Genomic DNA, 15,683 nt, shown 5'->3' on the forward strand with positions numbered 1-15,683 from the left:
GGGCGCGGCGGGGCCGGCCCTGGGGGGGGCGGGGGGGTTGCGGTGGGGGGCGTTGGGGGGGGGGGGATGTTGTTTTTCTTCCTGGGGGTGCAGTGGGGGTTGGTCGGGGAGTGGGTGCTCGGTGTTGTCGTGGTGGCCGCCGATCAGGTCGACGGTGTAGGTGATGGCGCGGGCGTATTGGTGGGCGGGGATGGTGTGGTCGGGGTCGACGTCGGCGAGGTGTTCGGCGGCGACATGCAACAGGCCGGCGGGGGTCCAGCGGGTGGGGTCGGCGGCATTGACCGCCGAGACAAGGCCGGGCCAGGCCGGGTCGGCGATGATGGATTCGGCGGCCGCAGATCCAAAAACGTTGTGCAGGTCGGTAATCCAGGCCGGGCGTAGACCGGCATCGGGAGTGTCGAGGGCGGCCGCGGGGGTGAGTTCGGCGGCAAGTCGCCACCACAGCGCGGCGGCGGGCAGCTCGTCGGGCAGGGGTTGTTCGGTGGCGGCCGCGCGAACCAGGACAGGCAGATCGGGGCGGCTCATGGCAGCTTCGGTCAGGCGCGCAGCCAGTTGCGGCCAGTACCCGTCGGCGCGGATACGGGGGTCGATGGAGTCGATGAGCTGCTCAAAGCGGCGGGTGTGCGGGTTCTGGGTGCGCACGACCGCTTGGGCACGTTCTTCGAGCAGTTCCTGGATGGCGCGGGCGCGCACGGCGTACTGCGGTGGCCCCAACAGTCGGGTGTCGTCGACAGCGACGTGGTGGGCGGCGCGAAAGACCGCGATTTCAGCGGCAAGGGGCCGGTTGGCGGCCAGCACGGGCTTGGCCCACGCCGGTGCGGTCGCCGGCGTCCAGTGGTGGATGACGGTCTCGCGGATCTCATCAACCAACTCGGTGACCAGCGCTGCGCGCCGGGCCAGGTAATCGCCCCACTCGGGGTCGTCGGCCAACAATGCGGGGGTGGCGGGCAGCCACCGCAGCGGCCCGATCCCGGCCGAGTGTCCACCGGTGGGATCGATGCGCCAGTCCAGAACCGCAGCGGGATCGTGAGCGCTAAACAGCTCACCGACGTTGGCGGCCTCGCTCAGCGTGGCCACCGGGTCACGCCCATCGGCGGCGACGAGAGCCAGGTGTTGGCACAGCACCGGCCATGCCTCGGCGCGGGTCAAACCCGGGTAGAGCTGATCGGCGGTGAGGTGCAGTTGCGCCAGCAGCGCCGGGGACGCCACGTGGTGGGCCGCCCGACCCAAGGCGTCGTGATACATCGCCGCGGCCGGACCCAACCGCACGAACGGGTCACGGGCCTGGCGTGCGGCGGTGGTGGCCGAGACCTGGGCATCGTCGCGGGCCAGGGTTTTCGTCAAGACGTCGACGGCGGTTTCGGGGTGAGTTGCCTTGGGGGACAACACCCGATGCGGGTCGGACTCGGCGGTGGATAGGTAGATGTGGTTTTCGACGCGACCACGCGTTAAGGCCACGTAGAGCAGTTGGCGGGTGAGATGGCCGCCGCCGACAATATGGCAGGCGTACTGGGCAGTCAGGCCTTGCGTGAGGTCCACGGTGGCCGCATAGCCCAGGGTGACGTGGGTTTTTACGTAGTCTGCGGGCAAGGTGATGCGCTGACCGGAATCGAGATGGGTGGCGATCACCGACCCATCGGCGCGCACCCGATGAACCGTGTAGCGATAGCCATTGCGCACGTAATCGGTGCGACCCAGCCGCAGACCGCGGGCATTCTCGCGGCTGCGGATCACATCACCCGCCGAGGCGGCCAGCCCATCGGACAACATGACTTCCCGGCCCACACGCCCGCCAGTGGCGGCGAGGCGATCCAGGCGAGCGCGGGCATTGAGGGTATCGACGATGTCGTTGGTGGGCGCCAACAGCAAGGAATCGCGGCCAGCAGCCAGGTCGGCGGCCCACGCGGTGTAGGCCATGTCGGCGGCAGTCTGATCAGCACCGACGTGCACCCGCTGGTGGTCGATGTAAAACCCGAGGCCGGTGGGGTCACCGTTGCGGATCGCCAGGGTGGCTGCGCTTTCCGCGGTGGAGCCAAAGCGCACCAACTCAGACAGCGTCAGTGCGCCGGTTTCCTGGGCGATGTCGCGCAGCACACCGCCAGCGGAGATGGACGCGAGTTGGCCGTCATCGCCGATGAGGATGATGCTGGCGCCGCGCGCTAACGCGTGGGCGATCACCGCATCAAGTTCCACGGTTCCGGCTTTGCCGGCCTCGTCGATGATGAGCAGCGTGTCGGGGCCGACCGTGGTGAACCACTGCGGCGCAGCGGGGCGAGACGAACCGCCTGGGGCGGCCGACCACACATATTTGGCGATGGTGTCGGTGGGGGCTGACAGATCCGCGCCGAGTTCGATGGCGGCCGCCGCGGTGGGGGCCAAACCGAGGACGATACCGCCCGAGGAGCGCCAAGCCTGCGATAGCGCGGCCATCGCGGTCGTCTTGCCGCTGCCGGCCGGAGCCAGCGCCAAGGCCAGCCGCCGCCCCCCTGTGGCCATCTCGCGGACCAGGGCGACCTGGCCCTCGTTGAGGTGTTTTCCGCGTGCGGCCGAATCAGCCAGCGCCAGCTCGACATCGCTGTCGGCGACCGTGCGGCCGCCGAGCTGGCGGGCAGCAGCAAGGATGCGTCGCTCAGCAGCCAGTACCTCATGGCAGGTGTAGGTGGTGCTGCCGTGGCGGGTGTAGACGCTGGTTCCATCGCGGCGGCGCAGCGGCGCCGGTTCACCCATGTCGCCGTCGTCGAGGTCGATGTGGGCCACCGACAGCGGCTCGGACAACGCGACCTGCGTGATCTGATCGGCCAACGTCGCGTTGGTGGCATGCCCGCTGCTCCGGACGAGGCGCTGCGCTTCGGCGAGCACGTGGTGGCGCTGCCAGGTTGCCCGCGACCGAGCCACCGTGGCGATAACTTTCGTCGCAGCCGCCTTGATCCAATCGTCGTCGACGGCGTCGAGCTGCCGGGACGAGGTGGACAAAATCTTGCCCAGCATGGCGGTCAGTTCCCGCGCCCCGCCCAGGACTTCGATGGCTTGTCCGCGCCATGTCTGACGCTGCTCGGCGAGCGATCGGGGTTCGTGTTTGGCCTCGCGGGTTTCCAGGGTCGCTTGTTGGGCCAGCCCGATGGCTTCCACGGTCGTGGGCTCGCGGCCATGGGCCACCTGGAATTGCTTGGCGAGCTCGGCGGTGCGGGCTTCGATCGCCAGTCGCCGCGAGGACCAGGCGGCCATCAGCTCGGTCGACATGCCGATGATTTCGCGCACCGGGCGCTTGCCGCGGCCCTCGCTCGCCACGTCGGCGAACCGCAGCGCCAGCCGCTCGCCCAGGTGGGCCTCCAGCCGCGTGTTGTACAGCTCGGAAGCTGCGACCGTGAACTGATGGATCGGCCGGCCGTCCAATGCCAACCAGCGCAGCACCCCATCAGGGCCAACGGTGGCGACCTTGTTGGAGATCGCCACATGGGTGTGCAGATCCGGGTCGCCGGCGCGGGAGTCACGGTGGGTGAACGCGGCTCCGATGAGTCCGGTGGTGTCGACCTGGGCGACACCATCAGTACCGGAACGGGTGAGCGCGGCGTGCGTTTCCAGCCACGCCAGCGCATCGGTCACCGCCGCGTCGTGGCATTCCTCCACGACTTTCGCGACGTCGCGCGGCGCGATCGCCCACAAGCTCGACACCGACTTCACCGGCGAAAACGTCAAGTCGTAGCCGGCGACCGCGGTGGTGCGGGCGCGGGTTTCTCGCGCGATAAAGCCAGTCAGTTCACGATCGTCAGCGGGCGCGCGGCCGTATTGCTCGGCGAATATTCTGCGCGCGACGACGGTGCGGATCGCGGCGCGGGTGGGCGCGTCGATGGACGCGGCTGATGGCCTACCGGCTTGTTCGTTGTGGTCGCGGTAGGCCACTGCCAGGGCGCGGGCAAACGTGGTTTCCCCGTCGCGGATATAGAACTTGCGACCCAGTTTGGCGGCCTCGATCGCCGCGAGACCGTGCACCCCGCGTGCGGTCACATAGTCAGCGATCACATCGGCGTTGGGATGCAGCCCCTCGCCGAACAACGCCTTCATTTGAGCTTCGGTGACCTGGGAACCCTCCGGCACCGCCCATACCTTGGCCACATCGTCGGCTGAAACCTGGCGCGCCCCAGTGGATTGCAGCGACGCCAAACCAGACCCCACCCACCGGCCCGGAGACTCACCTTTCGACGAGTAGTAATCGATCAGCGGTGCCCGCCCGCGGGCCGTAGCATCCACAGCAGCGACCTGCCGGATCAGGTACTCATACCCGTTGCCGGCAGTGAGCTTATGCATCGTCATCGTCACTGCAGTGCCGTCCCTTTCCAGGCGCACGCTAGAGACCTCAGAGACGATCTGTCCCACACAGATGGGCCGGTTCTTAAGAAACCGTGACCTTAATGCAAGAGGTGTGTGGTGTCTGGGGTGCTTGAGAACGGTTGGTGCAGCTGGGGGTTGGTGCGGGGGCTTGTGGGTGTGAGCCGGCTTAGGTTGCGCGGCAGTGGGATCGGGCAACATGGACGGTGGACAAATGTCGACAGTTGATGTTTTGCTCGGTGTTGGTAGCGAAGGTCAACGGGTTGGCCGTATGGTGCGGGCATGGTGAAATGCCGCCACGAAATCAACAGTGCGCAACGCAGGTTCACGGGCGGTGCTGGCAGGAACGAGTCAGCTAGGCGATGGGTGCACTGACGGGCAGCTCAGGAAACGGCGAACCACGCTCTGGGAAACGGTCGCGTGATGGCAAACGTTGGGGCTGGTTGCGGGCGGTGATTCGAATGTGGAAGCGGGGTTCGGTGCGCGCGGGAGCCAGACCCACTAGGTGCGAAATGCCGCCGGTGACATCACCTTTAGGCGGGCGCGGTTGTGGGTTGTTCGGCACCGCAGTGCTGTACCAGGCGCGACGGTTAGTGTCTGCGCTGCTGCTCGATTGCTGCCACCGCGGCCTCTAGCGCGCCCGGGGTGCCGACGTCGAGAACACGGTCGGTGATGTTGTTGTCGAGGGCGTAAACGCCTTCGACGGGGCCTTCAGAGAAGTGTTGGCGGACAGCCTCAATCTTCCAATCCCGCGCGGCGGGATCGCGCATCCGCGCCAGCTGCTCATCGTGCAGGAGTTGGCGGGCTTGTTGTGCGTCACGGCCGCGCACCGACCACTGCGCACCGGGGTAGCGGGCAACCCAGGTGCCGTCGGGCTGTTCGGTAACCGAGGGCGTGAACACGAACGAGACATTGCGCTCGATCATCAGCCGTTCGATATCGGCTTGGGTTTCGACGTTCATCACACCCTCCCGTCGTCGTCCACACATCCATCATGGCGCGATGCCGAGAAGCGTGCGCGACGTACCGCGAGGTCGAGGGCGGCGGCATCGGCCGCCGCGGCCGCCGTGCGGCGCTCAGCGGCGCGCCGGGACAAACGGACGGCTTCGGCACGCGCGGCGGCGCGACCAGCACCGGCAAGGGCGGCCTGGCCCTGGTCGCGGGCGGCGAGGTAGGCCGCGTGTTCGGCGGCCACGGCGGCGCGACGAGTCTGGCCGGCGGCCAGCTCTTCAGCTTCGCGGGCGAGATCGGCAGCGGCCGGCCGTTCGGCGAGGTTGTCCGTACCGTGCCAGGCGAGGATGGCGCCCAGCAGGCCGATCGGGCGTGCTGGGCTGTCGGGGATGCGCCTGCCTACACCGAGCCAGTCAGTGATCAGCTGGTTGAGGTCACGCGGGGTCCAGCCGGCCGCCGCCGGCGCTGCCAGCATCGCCGCCCAACTGGCCGGAGTGAAGCGGTGAGCCCATGGTGGGGCATGCGGATCTGCACGCCAAGTCACCGCCAGCCGCCGTCCCCCGGGATCTGAAGCTCGGCGGCGCGCAGCGCCGCTGTGCCGGGCGCCCTGGTGGCGCCCGCGGGTAGTAACCAGTCGTTCTCCAGGTGAGGTGGTGGTGGTTACTTGGGACCGTGCCGGGTGGGGTGACAAGCTGTTAATGGCGCGGTTGAGCTGGGCGTTGTCGTGGAGGACCCAGACTGAGGCCCAGCCGCGATGGTGATCACCCATGCGCCAGGAGGCCATGCGTTCGGTGTAGGTGCGTTGGCGGCCGCGCAGGACCTCGGTGGCCACCCCGAGCAGCCGTAGGCATTCGTGGGCGCGTTGGATGGTGCGCTCGTTGTAGCCGGTGTCGTGGTGCAGTTGGGTGTTGGTGGGCCGGCAGTTGCGGCCAGTGTCGCGGTCGGCGTAGTGCGCCATGGCGGCCGCGATCACGATCAGCGTTCGTTTGGCGATGCCGCCGTTGCACATGCGTGGCCGGATCTCAGGGTAATGCAGGTCGTAGGCCACTGCCACGGTGACGTGCGCCCAGCGCGCCGGTCCCCCCGACCAGCACGGCACCCCCGCGTAGGCGTCGTCTTCGAGCTCGAGGTTGACGAACATGCTGGCCGGCGGAAGATCGCCACCGCGCAACCGGCGGCCGCGGCGGATCGCCACCACATCAGCGACCGGCGCGGTACGAACGACACCGCGACGACGGCGACCAGCGCTACAACCGCGATACGTCGGCGGCCGCGACGCGAGCGGCCGAGTGGCGGCACACCCTCGATATGCGATGGCACGCAAGTCCACGGGCGGGGTGGACAAAAGTTGATCACGAAGCGCGCCGTTGTCTGGAAAGGCAGACAGGTATGCGCTACCGTGAGATCTGACCTGCAAAAGTCAAGATCCCTTCGGGGACATGGGTGCGGACCCGGAACCGAGCGCCAACTCGGTTCAAACCCCCCGACAGGGCCCCGCTACGCGGGGCCTTCGTCATGTCAGCAGAGGATCGATCCCTTACCCAGCTATTGAGATGTCACATCTGCCCGGCCGTTCCAGCAGGACAAGAAAGCTGCGGGCTTGGAGTCTCACATCGCCAGCGGCAGGACCTCCTTGTGATGGTCGAGCTCGCGGACAAGTTCGGGAAAGCCGGTGTGTACGGCTAGAAGGTCGGCCACGTACTGAGAGACAGACATGCCGTGCCCTGCGGCTAAGTGCTTGATCTTGTCGGAGACGACGCGCTCTGGGCGAGTTAGTAGTTCAACGCGGTCGCCTTTACGAGGTCGAGGCATGGTCTGCAGCCTGCCAGGCAGACGCTTGTATCTGATACAAGACACGCGCTGTGCGCGTGATTTTTTCGTGACCAGATCTGCCAGGATTGGCGCCCTGGGCTACACCCCCCAACAACCGAGCGTCCAGTGACAGAAACCTTCACGCGACAGGCCAGGAAGGGGCAGAGCCCCACGCACGGGCACCGGAAGTCCGCGGGTCATCGCGTCAGGGTCGTCTGGTGAGGATCGCAATGGCGGCTTGAATGATGACGCTGAGGATGGCGCTGATGACGCGTCCGGTGTCCCCGATGGTGACCTTGGAGTCCGGGTTGCGGGCGTGGATGCGATCAGCCAAAACGCAGATGCTCACGACGATGGCCACGATTCCGAGGATGGCAACGATTCCCACTGCCAGGTCAGTTCCGCTCATGGTTGGTGCTCTTTCTCGCGATGGTCGGGAAAGTGGGTCCCGGAGCGGGGCGTATGAGCTCCGCTCTCTTCTTCTGGGCGGAACTGCGCTGTTTTCCAGGGCACTGGCCGCACCTTTCTTGTCGTGGCAACTCGGTCATCAGTGAAGTACCGGGGCGAGAGCTGTTTTCCGTCACGCGCGGTGCGGTAGGTAGTTCTCTGGCACTCATCGGGAGGTATACGCCGGCGGGGTGCAGGCGGACGGGGTCATGAGGTGCGGGGCCGAGGAGAAGGGGTGCTGGGTTTGGCATTCACGACCTCTAATGCCTTGTGCAAGGTCGATTTGCCGACAAGCCGAGTGGTAACGGTTTGGTAACGACCCGTACAAATACCGGCTTACCTGGGTAGACGTAATGACGTAATAGCGTGTTGACGCATATGCGTCATTGCGCTGTGACGTAATGTTTGGGGCATGCCTACGGTTTCTTTGGTCCACACCAAGGGTGGCGTCGCGAAGACGACGTCGGCGGTGTATCTCGCGACTGCTGCGCAGCGCCGCGGCCGCGATGTCGTACTTGTCGATGCCGACCCGCAGGGCTCGGCGCTGGAATGGGCGGCGGCCGCCCAGGATGACCCGTTGCCGTTTTCGGTGGTGCCGGCACGCCGGCCCCTGGACGTCAGTGGTCCCCAGGAGTTGACGATCGTGGACACTCCCCCGGGTACGGCGCAGGTTATTCAAGAAGCGATTGAGCTGGCCGATCTGGTCGTGGTGCCCACGGGGGCTTCGCCACTGGATGTCCGCCGGGTGTGGCCGACTTTGGAGATCACCGCGCACCGCCCCACAGCCGTGTTGTTGACCGGCGTGGATCTGCGTACCCGACTAGCCGACGAGGTGAAGACCCTGCTGGAGGACGAAGGGGTGCCGGTGATCGAAACGCGGATTGTTCGCCGCGAGGGCATCCGCCGGGCGTTCGGGGCTACACCGGATCACCTGTACGGCTATGACGACGTGTTCGACGAGCTGCTGGGGGCGCTGGTTCATGTCTGATTTGACTTCGAAGATGGCCGCGCGGGTGAAGACAGAGCCGACCAAGCGGGCGGCGGAGGCGTTCCGCTCCCCCACTGACGATATGCAGCGTGCCACGGTCTATCTGCCACGCGCGACGGTGCGCGGACTGAAGCAGGCTGCACTAGATCAGGACACCAGCATGAGCAAAATCCTCACTGACCTGGCCGATCAGTGGTTGGCGCAAAACGTAAAGACGTGATGACGTAAAGACGTAACGACGTAATGACGCGTATACGTTGTTGCGTCATTACGCGCACAACTTCATGCCACGGTTGGAAACGCCTGGCGGGCGATTGCACGCCCGCCAGTTAGCGTCTGTTGCATGCGAGTGGGTGTGTACATCGATGGGTTCAATCTGTACTACGGCGGCAAGTTCCTTTGTGGCTCTGGCACGGCCGGCTGGCGATGGCTTGACCTGCGCGCCTTGGCGACACGGCTCATCGCCAACCAATCCGCCTGGAGCGGCGCGACCGTTGAACGCATCGTGTACTGCACTGCGCGTATCTCAGGAGCTGACAACCGCGTTGGCAGTCGAGAACAGGACGCCTACCTCGCCGCTTTGATCCGTGCCGCTGTCGTGGATCACATCGAAGAGGGCAACTACGTCAACCGCGTCGCCTCCGCGCCCCTGGCCACCAAAGACCGACGTGGGCGTCCGGTTCTCACCACCCCAGCTTGGCCGGTAACCATCAAAGATGGCGCCGGACTGAACGCCCCCGACGCGCGATTCTTCGTCTCCGTTGCGCGGCGTGAGGAAAAGGGCTCCGATGTGAATGTGGCCGCTCACCTGCTGCTCGACATCCTCGAAAAGCGCATCGATGCCGCGCTGGTGATCAGCAACGACAGCGACCTGAAATTCCCCGTTCAGGCCGCACGTGATCGCGTCCCGGTTGGCACCATCAACCCGACCAAAAACCAGACCGCAGGAAAGCTGCGCGGTAAACCGTCGGACGGGGTAGGCAACCACTGGTGGTACCAGCTGGTGGCCGCCGATTTCCAGTCCTGCCAACTTCCAGACCCCGCTGGTGGGGTCTCTAAGCCTCAGCCCTGGTGACATACCCGACAAGGGAGGGGAATTGCGTGGACGCAACGCGCGTTGCATAATTGCGCAATACCACCCGTTCCCGGCAGGGGACGGGTTTTTTCTGCCCGCGCTAAGCGAGACTGCGGTCCACCCCTCAACCAAAAAACGTAATGACGTAACGTAATGACGTACTGACGTAGTGACGTATATACGTCGTTACGTCACTACGTTCATGGTTGGCGGCTGGTTAAAGCGCTTTTCCCAGGCTGGGTAGCTGCCGAGGCTGCGAAGAAGCGGAGCCGTGAGTGCTGCCACGACCTGGTCGGGATTTTCATCGAGGTCGCTCAGGGAAGCTTCGGTTGCCCTCTCGTAGATGTCTTCTGTGTAGACGGGCCCTCTGTCGCCAAAATTCCGGTCGGCGATCATCCACGACGTCGAGTCGCGAAGGCCATTCATCGAGAGGGCGAACCGCCAACTGCCGGTGTATCCCCAGCGGTGTGACACTGCAGCGGCCAGACGGGCAAGCAAGCTGACGTGCCCGATGATCAACAATTCCAAGACGACGGTGAGATCGGGTTGGGGAGGGGCCACGTTTCTGAATGAGCGTGTGGTCACGGCGCGCTCCGATGCCAGAACGAGCCGGCCAGACTCATACAGCACGATCTCGGCGGCGCGATCCTCGCCGGCGAAGCGTTGCCCGTCGTACATGCCGGTGGTCAACGCGACACCGCCAGGGCGGCGAGCAAAACCACCAGCGTGAGCCAGCGTTGGTGCGTATGTGTCATGTTCTGGACCTGTGGCCGCGTGAACGAGCTGGAGCACTGCTTCTTCCCACCGCGAGGCTTCGGTGAGGGAGACGAGCATGTCTTCCCGTGCACTGAGCGGATCGGCCAGCACGACGAGCAGAGGCGCGCCGTCGCCGACGAGCTCGGTACGGATCGATCGGGCTTCAACTCGCAGATCGCGGCGGTCCGCCAGGCGCCGGTCAAGGAGCCGTACGACCTCGGTGTTGGTCAGCACACGGTTGGTTTTGTCGCCGCGGCCGTAATAGCGCCCGTCAGCCATGTGTGGCGCTCGGACTGACTGCGGGACGTGGACAACGAGGTACCCATGGTCGGCGTGGGTTGTCGAATTGATGACGGTGGTCCGAATCTGTACTGCCTCGTCGACCCTCATCCGCGCAATCTGCTCGATTCGCTCAGCGAGCCCCGCTAGGGGGACCGGCCACAGACTAGGCGGCGACGTGTCCTCGTCGACGCCGATCAGGATCGTTCCTCCGTCAAGAGCGAAAGCAGCGATGTCTTTGGCTAGGTCTTTATTCGCGGCGTTACCGGATGCCAGCTCGCGTTTGAGATCCAACCAGTGGGTTTCTTCCAGCAGGCCATTCAGCGCTAGCCGCTGCAGTTCTTCCTCGGTGCGGGCGGGGATCGCATTCATGGGGCTCCTCAAGGGGTCTTTCGCGCGACTAGCGGCTGAGCATTTCGAGTAGTCGCTTTGCCCCGCGGTCAGACACCGACTGCGACGATAGGACGTAGGCGGCGGCTTGATCGGGAGTGAGACGGCCGCCGCTGATGTGGCCGCTGAGAAATCGCCGTGCTTGGGCCTTGTCATCTGCTCCGGTCCAGCCGTTGCGACCGCCGTAGAAAATGACGGAATCGAGGTCTTTGCGCACGTCATCGTCCATCTCGGAGGTGGTGACCTCTCCTGTCAGCAAGTTGATGGCGGCCGCGCCAGCAGCCCACTCGGCCAAGGGTGTGGAGCCCTCGACGACAGCAAGTGAATGACCGCGGGCGAGGCCCATCGCGAAGTGCAACGACCGTTCATCTGGCACGAAGGCGAGAACCGGCCCGCGGTCAGGCCGGTTGCGGCTTTGCGGAGTGGCGTGCCCACCCGCTCGGATGATCTCGTCGAGGTCGGCATAACCGAAGCTCGCGGCATTTTGCGCGTTGCTCACCAGCAGCGGCGCTAGATCCTCCTCCTGGCCGCGTTCCCAGATCCAATTGGCGGCCAGGGCGATGGCGTCCTCATACGGCCGATCTTCGACGTCATCGGGGACCCACGCCGCGGCTCGCAGATGAGTCGACGGGTGCAGTTCGGCGCTGGTCATTACGCGGCTCCTGAGGGCGAGCTGAGTTTGGCCAGGTAGCGGTACGCCGTGGCCCGACTGATACCGAATGCTTGAGCAAGTTCAGGGACCGGTTCCCCCGTTGCGGCGAGTCGGCGCAGCTGTTCTTGGCGTTCCGGGGTCAGCTTGGCCGGCTTGGTAGCCGGCAGTTGGCGAACTCGGCGGGAGTCCCGGGATGCGGCGCGCCGCTCGCGGCCGAGTTCGAGTTCGAGCTCGGCCAGCGTAGCCATAATAGTGGCCACCGCACGCCCTGTCGGTGTACCGGTGTCTACGCCTTCGCGTAAGGCGCGCAATAGAATTCGGCGCTGGCCAAGCTCTGCGATGGTGCGAGTTACTTCTACGACAGATCGGCCCAGTCGATCGATGGCGGTGACCACTACGGTGTCACCTTCGCGGGCGTAGTGCAGCAAGGCCGTCAGGCCTGGCCGATCGGTGTTCACTGCACCGGAGACTTTGTCGGTGAAGACATGGCCAGATTCGACCCCCTCGGCGGCGAGCGCGGCGAGCTGCGCATCGAGATCCTGGCCCACAGTGCTCACCCGCGCGTACCCGAGAATCGCTGTCACAGCATCTACCGTCTCATTGCCCTCCGACAATGCGGATCTGAGACACGCGGTGTGAGACAAGAAATGAGACAGTACGACCAGCGGTTACGCGACAGGGGAGTAGCGCCCGATGGGTGTCTCGTTTCTTTAGATGTGCGACAGGAGCAATGTGCTCAACTGTCAGCGGACATGGCTATCTCGGGAGAGCGGGCCCAGTTGTGACGGCCGGATGTCCCGACGTCCCTATCCTTGGAGGCGTGACGAGCGAGTGCGGTGACACCGGGTCGGAGCTGCCTTCGTCCCCGACTTCGTCCCGCCGTTTCGGTCAACTGCCCGACCTTGGTGTCTCAGATGACTTCGACAAGCCGCTACCTCGCGGTGATGTCGCTGTGTGGGAAGCGTCTGACACGTCGGCCCACCAGGGCGACAGCGAAGCCCCCGACGAGTGGACCATCGACGAACTCGACGACTGGCCCTTCGACGACCCCTCCATCGATGTGGCAGCCCTGCTTCAGTCGCTGCGAGAGTCGGATGCCGACCGCGCAGCCGGCCACACGTTCGGTGAAGAAGAGATTCGCGCTCGCTATGGCTTGCCGAGGCCAGGCGTAAGCGACAGACCCGTCTCCGAACCTCGGTGACCGTCCCTGCGAGGACGAGGCCGCATCTAGATCAGGCGGGGGTCGCCGTCTTCGTGGAGCACGATGTGCCGATCGCAGCGCTGGGAGCGCGTGGACGAACGTCTGTGTTGGTGGTCATGCGTTTTTCTCGTTGCTGTTGTGCAGATCCTTAACGGTGCCGATGAACACGTCGGTGATCTCGGGTAGCCGGGATACCAAGTCCCACAGCGGCTTATCGGTCTCGTACCGCGCGGCGGCGTTCTCTTGGTCCCACTGCTGCTTCCAGGCTGCATAACCAGGTAGGTCATCGGGATCGGAACTGTAGTCCAGAGCATCAAGCCCATCGGGATGCTGCGGCCGGATCATGTAAAAGCGTGCTAGTCGTCCGGTGTGGCGGTGGTACGCCACCACGTTGATCTTGAGCTCGCTTGGCCAGTCGTTGCGCATCGGTACGCGGCCCAGAAGCTGCCACTCGTCCAGGTCTGGCACCTGCAGGCAGGTGCCCTCGGTCAGTGTGATGGCCATCCGTCCATCGGAGTGCACGTGCGCGATCACCTGGTCGGGGCTGCTCGGGCCGTAACCGGGGCGCAGTGGCGGGGTGGGCGTGATGCTCATGCGTGATCTCCTTCGGTGGGTTCCCAGGGTGCGGCACAAAGTGCTCGTTATTGGTAGCCGTATGTCGCCGGTCGCCGATACCCTTTAACACATGAATCCGCAGGTGCCGGGCTATCCCGCGGGGTTGTCTGCCTCGCCGGCCGGAGCGCCTATGGGCGCAACCGTATTGCCGCCACCTCAAACGCCTGCGCCTCCTCCTGGACCTCCACCCCGGCGGAGGGGCTGGATCCTGGTGCTGCTGGTGCTGCTGGCTGCGTCGCTCTTGGCTATAAGTGCGCTCGTTATGAGCGTGATCAGAATGACCGCGTCGCCCCCACCCGCGACCATCACGACGGTAACGGCGCCACCGCCGCCCCCGCCGAACTACAGCCCCGAGCAGATAGCGTCGGCGAAAAAAGAAGCTTGCGACGCAAGCGAGGCAGCCTCCTTGAGCGTCAACAACTCGCAGCAGAACTTAATTGTCGCCGCCCGTGATCGGAAATCGCCCCAATACGGTCCCGCACTGGCGAATTTTCAGCTCGTAGTGGCGATTGAAACTAAGTACATGCAACAACATCTGCCACCGGCGACCCCAAACGATGTCGTCAAAGCGACTAATGATTACATCGCCGCGCTGGTCGCAGTGGCAGACGGCGAAACCCGTGGAGTGTCAAACCCAGACGCAGACGCGCTAGTCGACAGAGCAAACAACATCGGCGATCGACTAAACAAGGCCTGTAGCTGACGTGACCTTTCCCTTTCACTCGCCTGAGCTAAGACAGCCAGCACCATCGCCGCCATGGCTGCCTACTCCCGGCCCCAGCCGCGGAGTCATAGTGGGAGCGGCAGGCGTATTCGTGGCCGCAGTGGTCGCAGTGGCGCTGGCCGGCATAGGGCTGGCGACCTCCTCGAAAGGTGCGGTTAACACCGTGGTGGTGCCGTGGTCGCCACCGCCACCAACCGCTGATCAGGTGGCTGCGGCCCGCGCGAAGGCCTGTGAGCTGTGGGGAAGAACTGCATCGGTGATGGATGGCGCCACAAATGCGGTGGCGCACACTCCGGGTGATTGGAACACTCCTGCAGTGCAGGATGCCTTGGCCAATGAGGCGCGGGTGACATTGGTCGAAAGGGAGTATCTATATCGCGAATTGCCTGCCAATACACCGGTTGCGATCCGGTCAGGGATCAACGACTACATGGCGGCCAGCGTGGATATGGAAAACGCCACCGCGCACCGGAAAGGCACAGCGCGAGATGCCGCGATTGATCGGGCGAATGCCGCCGAGGGCAAGGTCAACGCGGCGTGCCGGTAACAGCATAAGGGGGATTGATGGCTGATGTTCCTGCGGTCAGCATCGCTGGCAACATGATCATTACTCTCGATATGGTGCCGCCGGCGGCGGAGCCGTTGGAGGCTCAAGCTGCGCATTACAAGGCGTTGGCCGAAAATACTGCGGAACTGCAGCAGCGGCTGAAGGTCGCCAATGCGATGCGTGAGGATGCCGCGCAGTCGCCCGGGTGGGAAGCCGGTCACGAAAAGAACCGCCAGCTGGCGGCCGACTACGGGCGCATGGTCGAGATATACAACGCGGCCGCAACGTATTTCACCGGGGTCGCGGGCGACTATCGCACCGCCCGCAACACTCAGAACAGGATTGCCAACGACGCGAATGCGGAACTCGCTGCGACCGCAGACCCGGTAAAACGACAGGAGATCGTGGTCGCCGCTCATGCCCGCGCTCGAGACCTGACCAGCCAGGCTGTCCAGTCCGCGCTCACAAAAGCCAAGGCGTTTCACGGGACCGCTGGCGCGGATATCACCGCTCTGACTTCGCGTTCGGGCGGTCCGATGCCTCAAGATCCCGTTCTGCCCCACAGCGGCGGTGGCGGCATCGCCGTACCTGCAGGGCGAGACAAAAAAGCGTTAGATGACAGTGGATCGCCAGATGGCGGATCTTCCGATGGCGGTGAGAACGGTGTTCAGGGTGCGGGCAGTAACCAGCATGGACCCGGCCATCGCAACGGACTCGGGCGCCCCGGGGACGATACAGACAATCCGCTGCCGCCTCCGGCGGTGGCAAATCCGTTTGCGGGCGGTGCCGAACAGATACCTGGCGGCGGGAGCGGGATTCAGTCTGTCGGGTTTCCGCCGGGGTTGACGTCGATGACCGGGGGGCTTGGTTCGATGCCCGGCGGGGGTGGCATGGGCGGCGGTTTGGGGTCAGGTGGAGGC

General features: G+C 65.0%; 14 protein-coding genes and 1 pseudogene. 7 read left to right on the forward strand and 8 right to left on the reverse strand.

Annotation, left to right across the window (positions count from 1 at the left end; all coding sequences use genetic code 11):
• From mobF to BST44_RS27195, 4 genes are all read right to left on the reverse strand, one after another.
• A partial coding sequence (mobF, locus tag BST44_RS27175) for a MobF family relaxase (protein ID WP_244184965.1) occupies positions 1-4,311 on the reverse strand: 4,311 nt, incomplete at its 3' end.
• 605 nt (positions 4,312-4,916) lie between these two features.
• Positions 4,917-5,288, reverse strand: coding sequence for a hypothetical protein (locus BST44_RS27180; protein ID WP_007170752.1), 372 nt, complete (start codon positions 5,286-5,288; stop codon positions 4,917-4,919).
• Positions 5,288-6,475, reverse strand: coding sequence for a hypothetical protein (locus tag BST44_RS27185; protein WP_007170753.1), 1,188 nt, complete (start codon positions 6,473-6,475; stop codon positions 5,288-5,290). The genes BST44_RS27180 and BST44_RS27185 overlap by 1 nt, the downstream gene beginning before the upstream one ends.
• An 819-nt stretch (positions 6,476-7,294) precedes the next feature.
• Positions 7,295-7,498, reverse strand: a complete 204-nt coding sequence (locus BST44_RS27195) for a hypothetical protein (RefSeq protein ID WP_007170754.1) — start codon at positions 7,496-7,498, stop codon at positions 7,295-7,297.
• Positions 7,499-7,948: 450 nt separating this feature from the next.
• On the opposite strand from BST44_RS27195, the gene BST44_RS27200 reads away from it, so the two are divergent.
• From BST44_RS27200 to BST44_RS27210, 3 genes are all read left to right on the forward strand, one after another.
• Positions 7,949-8,524 (forward strand): nucleotide-binding protein, encoded by a 576-nt coding sequence (locus BST44_RS27200; RefSeq protein WP_007170755.1) that lies wholly within the window; start codon positions 7,949-7,951, stop codon positions 8,522-8,524.
• Positions 8,517-8,744, forward strand: coding sequence for a hypothetical protein (locus BST44_RS27205; RefSeq protein ID WP_007170756.1), 228 nt, complete (start codon positions 8,517-8,519; stop codon positions 8,742-8,744). The genes BST44_RS27200 and BST44_RS27205 overlap by 8 nt, the downstream gene beginning before the upstream one ends.
• A 123-nt stretch (positions 8,745-8,867) precedes the next feature.
• Entirely contained in the window at positions 8,868-9,599 is a 732-nt protein-coding gene (locus BST44_RS27210; protein ID WP_036460027.1) for an NYN domain-containing protein, read from the forward strand.
• Positions 9,600-9,785: 186 nt separating this feature from the next.
• On the opposite strand, the gene BST44_RS27215 is transcribed toward BST44_RS27210, so the two are convergent.
• Genes BST44_RS27215 through BST44_RS27225 form a run of 3 tightly spaced genes read right to left on the reverse strand, consistent with a single transcriptional unit; the run spans position 9,786 to position 12,260 of the window.
• Positions 9,786-11,006: an AlbA family DNA-binding domain-containing protein gene (locus BST44_RS27215; RefSeq protein WP_007170758.1), complete on the reverse strand. Its 1,221-nt coding sequence runs from the start codon at positions 11,004-11,006 to the stop codon at positions 9,786-9,788.
• A 28-nt stretch (positions 11,007-11,034) separates the two neighbouring features.
• Positions 11,035-11,676, reverse strand: coding sequence for a hypothetical protein (locus BST44_RS30730; RefSeq protein ID WP_007170759.1), 642 nt, complete (start codon positions 11,674-11,676; stop codon positions 11,035-11,037).
• Positions 11,676-12,260, reverse strand: coding sequence for a recombinase family protein (locus tag BST44_RS27225; RefSeq protein ID WP_036460030.1), 585 nt, complete (start codon positions 12,258-12,260; stop codon positions 11,676-11,678). The genes BST44_RS30730 and BST44_RS27225 overlap by 1 nt, the downstream gene beginning before the upstream one ends.
• A 236-nt stretch (positions 12,261-12,496) precedes the next feature.
• Between BST44_RS27225 and BST44_RS31190 the strand changes: the two genes are divergently transcribed.
• On the forward strand, positions 12,497-12,877 hold the full coding sequence (locus tag BST44_RS31190; RefSeq protein ID WP_225325882.1) for a hypothetical protein: 381 nt from the start codon (positions 12,497-12,499) through the stop codon (positions 12,875-12,877).
• Between the two features lie 114 nt (positions 12,878-12,991).
• On the opposite strand, the gene BST44_RS27240 is transcribed toward BST44_RS31190, so the two are convergent.
• Positions 12,992-13,471, reverse strand: coding sequence for a hypothetical protein (locus tag BST44_RS27240; RefSeq protein WP_007170762.1), 480 nt, complete (start codon positions 13,469-13,471; stop codon positions 12,992-12,994).
• A 232-nt stretch (positions 13,472-13,703) separates the two neighbouring features.
• Here BST44_RS27240 and BST44_RS27245 point away from each other — a divergent pair, with 232 nt between their 5' ends.
• The 3 genes and pseudogenes from BST44_RS27245 to BST44_RS29885 form a co-directional block, all read left to right on the forward strand.
• Positions 13,704-14,195: a hypothetical protein gene (locus tag BST44_RS27245; RefSeq protein WP_225325883.1), complete on the forward strand. Its 492-nt coding sequence runs from the start codon at positions 13,704-13,706 to the stop codon at positions 14,193-14,195.
• A 112-nt stretch (positions 14,196-14,307) separates the two neighbouring features.
• Complete coding sequence (locus tag BST44_RS29880; protein WP_139093677.1) at positions 14,308-14,763, forward strand: hypothetical protein; 456 nt, start codon at positions 14,308-14,310, stop codon at positions 14,761-14,763.
• Between the two features lie 17 nt (positions 14,764-14,780).
• A pseudogene (locus BST44_RS29885) lies at positions 14,781-15,683 on the forward strand (hypothetical protein); the annotation flags it as partial.

It is taken from the genome of Mycobacterium scrofulaceum, from assembly GCF_002086735.1.
Lineage (GTDB): Bacteria > Actinomycetota > Actinomycetes > Mycobacteriales > Mycobacteriaceae > Mycobacterium > Mycobacterium scrofulaceum.

Excerpts from the sequence above, each read along its gene's own strand:
- BST44_RS27205 (WP_007170756.1), top strand. The coding sequence starts at position 8,517 with ATGTCTGATTTGACTTCGAAGATGGCCGCGCGGGTGAAGACAGAGCCG.
- BST44_RS27195 (WP_007170754.1), bottom strand. The coding sequence starts at position 7,498 with ATGAGCGGAACTGACCTGGCAGTGGGAATCGTTGCCATCCTCGGAATC.
- BST44_RS30730 (WP_007170759.1), bottom strand. The coding sequence starts at position 11,676 with ATGACCAGCGCCGAACTGCACCCGTCGACTCATCTGCGAGCCGCGGCG.
- BST44_RS27180 (WP_007170752.1), bottom strand. The coding sequence starts at position 5,288 with ATGAACGTCGAAACCCAAGCCGATATCGAACGGCTGATGATCGAGCGC.
- BST44_RS27210 (WP_036460027.1), top strand. The coding sequence starts at position 8,868 with ATGCGAGTGGGTGTGTACATCGATGGGTTCAATCTGTACTACGGCGGC.
- BST44_RS27200 (WP_007170755.1), top strand. The coding sequence starts at position 7,949 with ATGCCTACGGTTTCTTTGGTCCACACCAAGGGTGGCGTCGCGAAGACG.
- BST44_RS27240 (WP_007170762.1), bottom strand. The coding sequence starts at position 13,471 with ATGAGCATCACGCCCACCCCGCCACTGCGCCCCGGTTACGGCCCGAGC.
- BST44_RS27215 (WP_007170758.1), bottom strand. The coding sequence starts at position 11,006 with ATGAATGCGATCCCCGCCCGCACCGAGGAAGAACTGCAGCGGCTAGCG.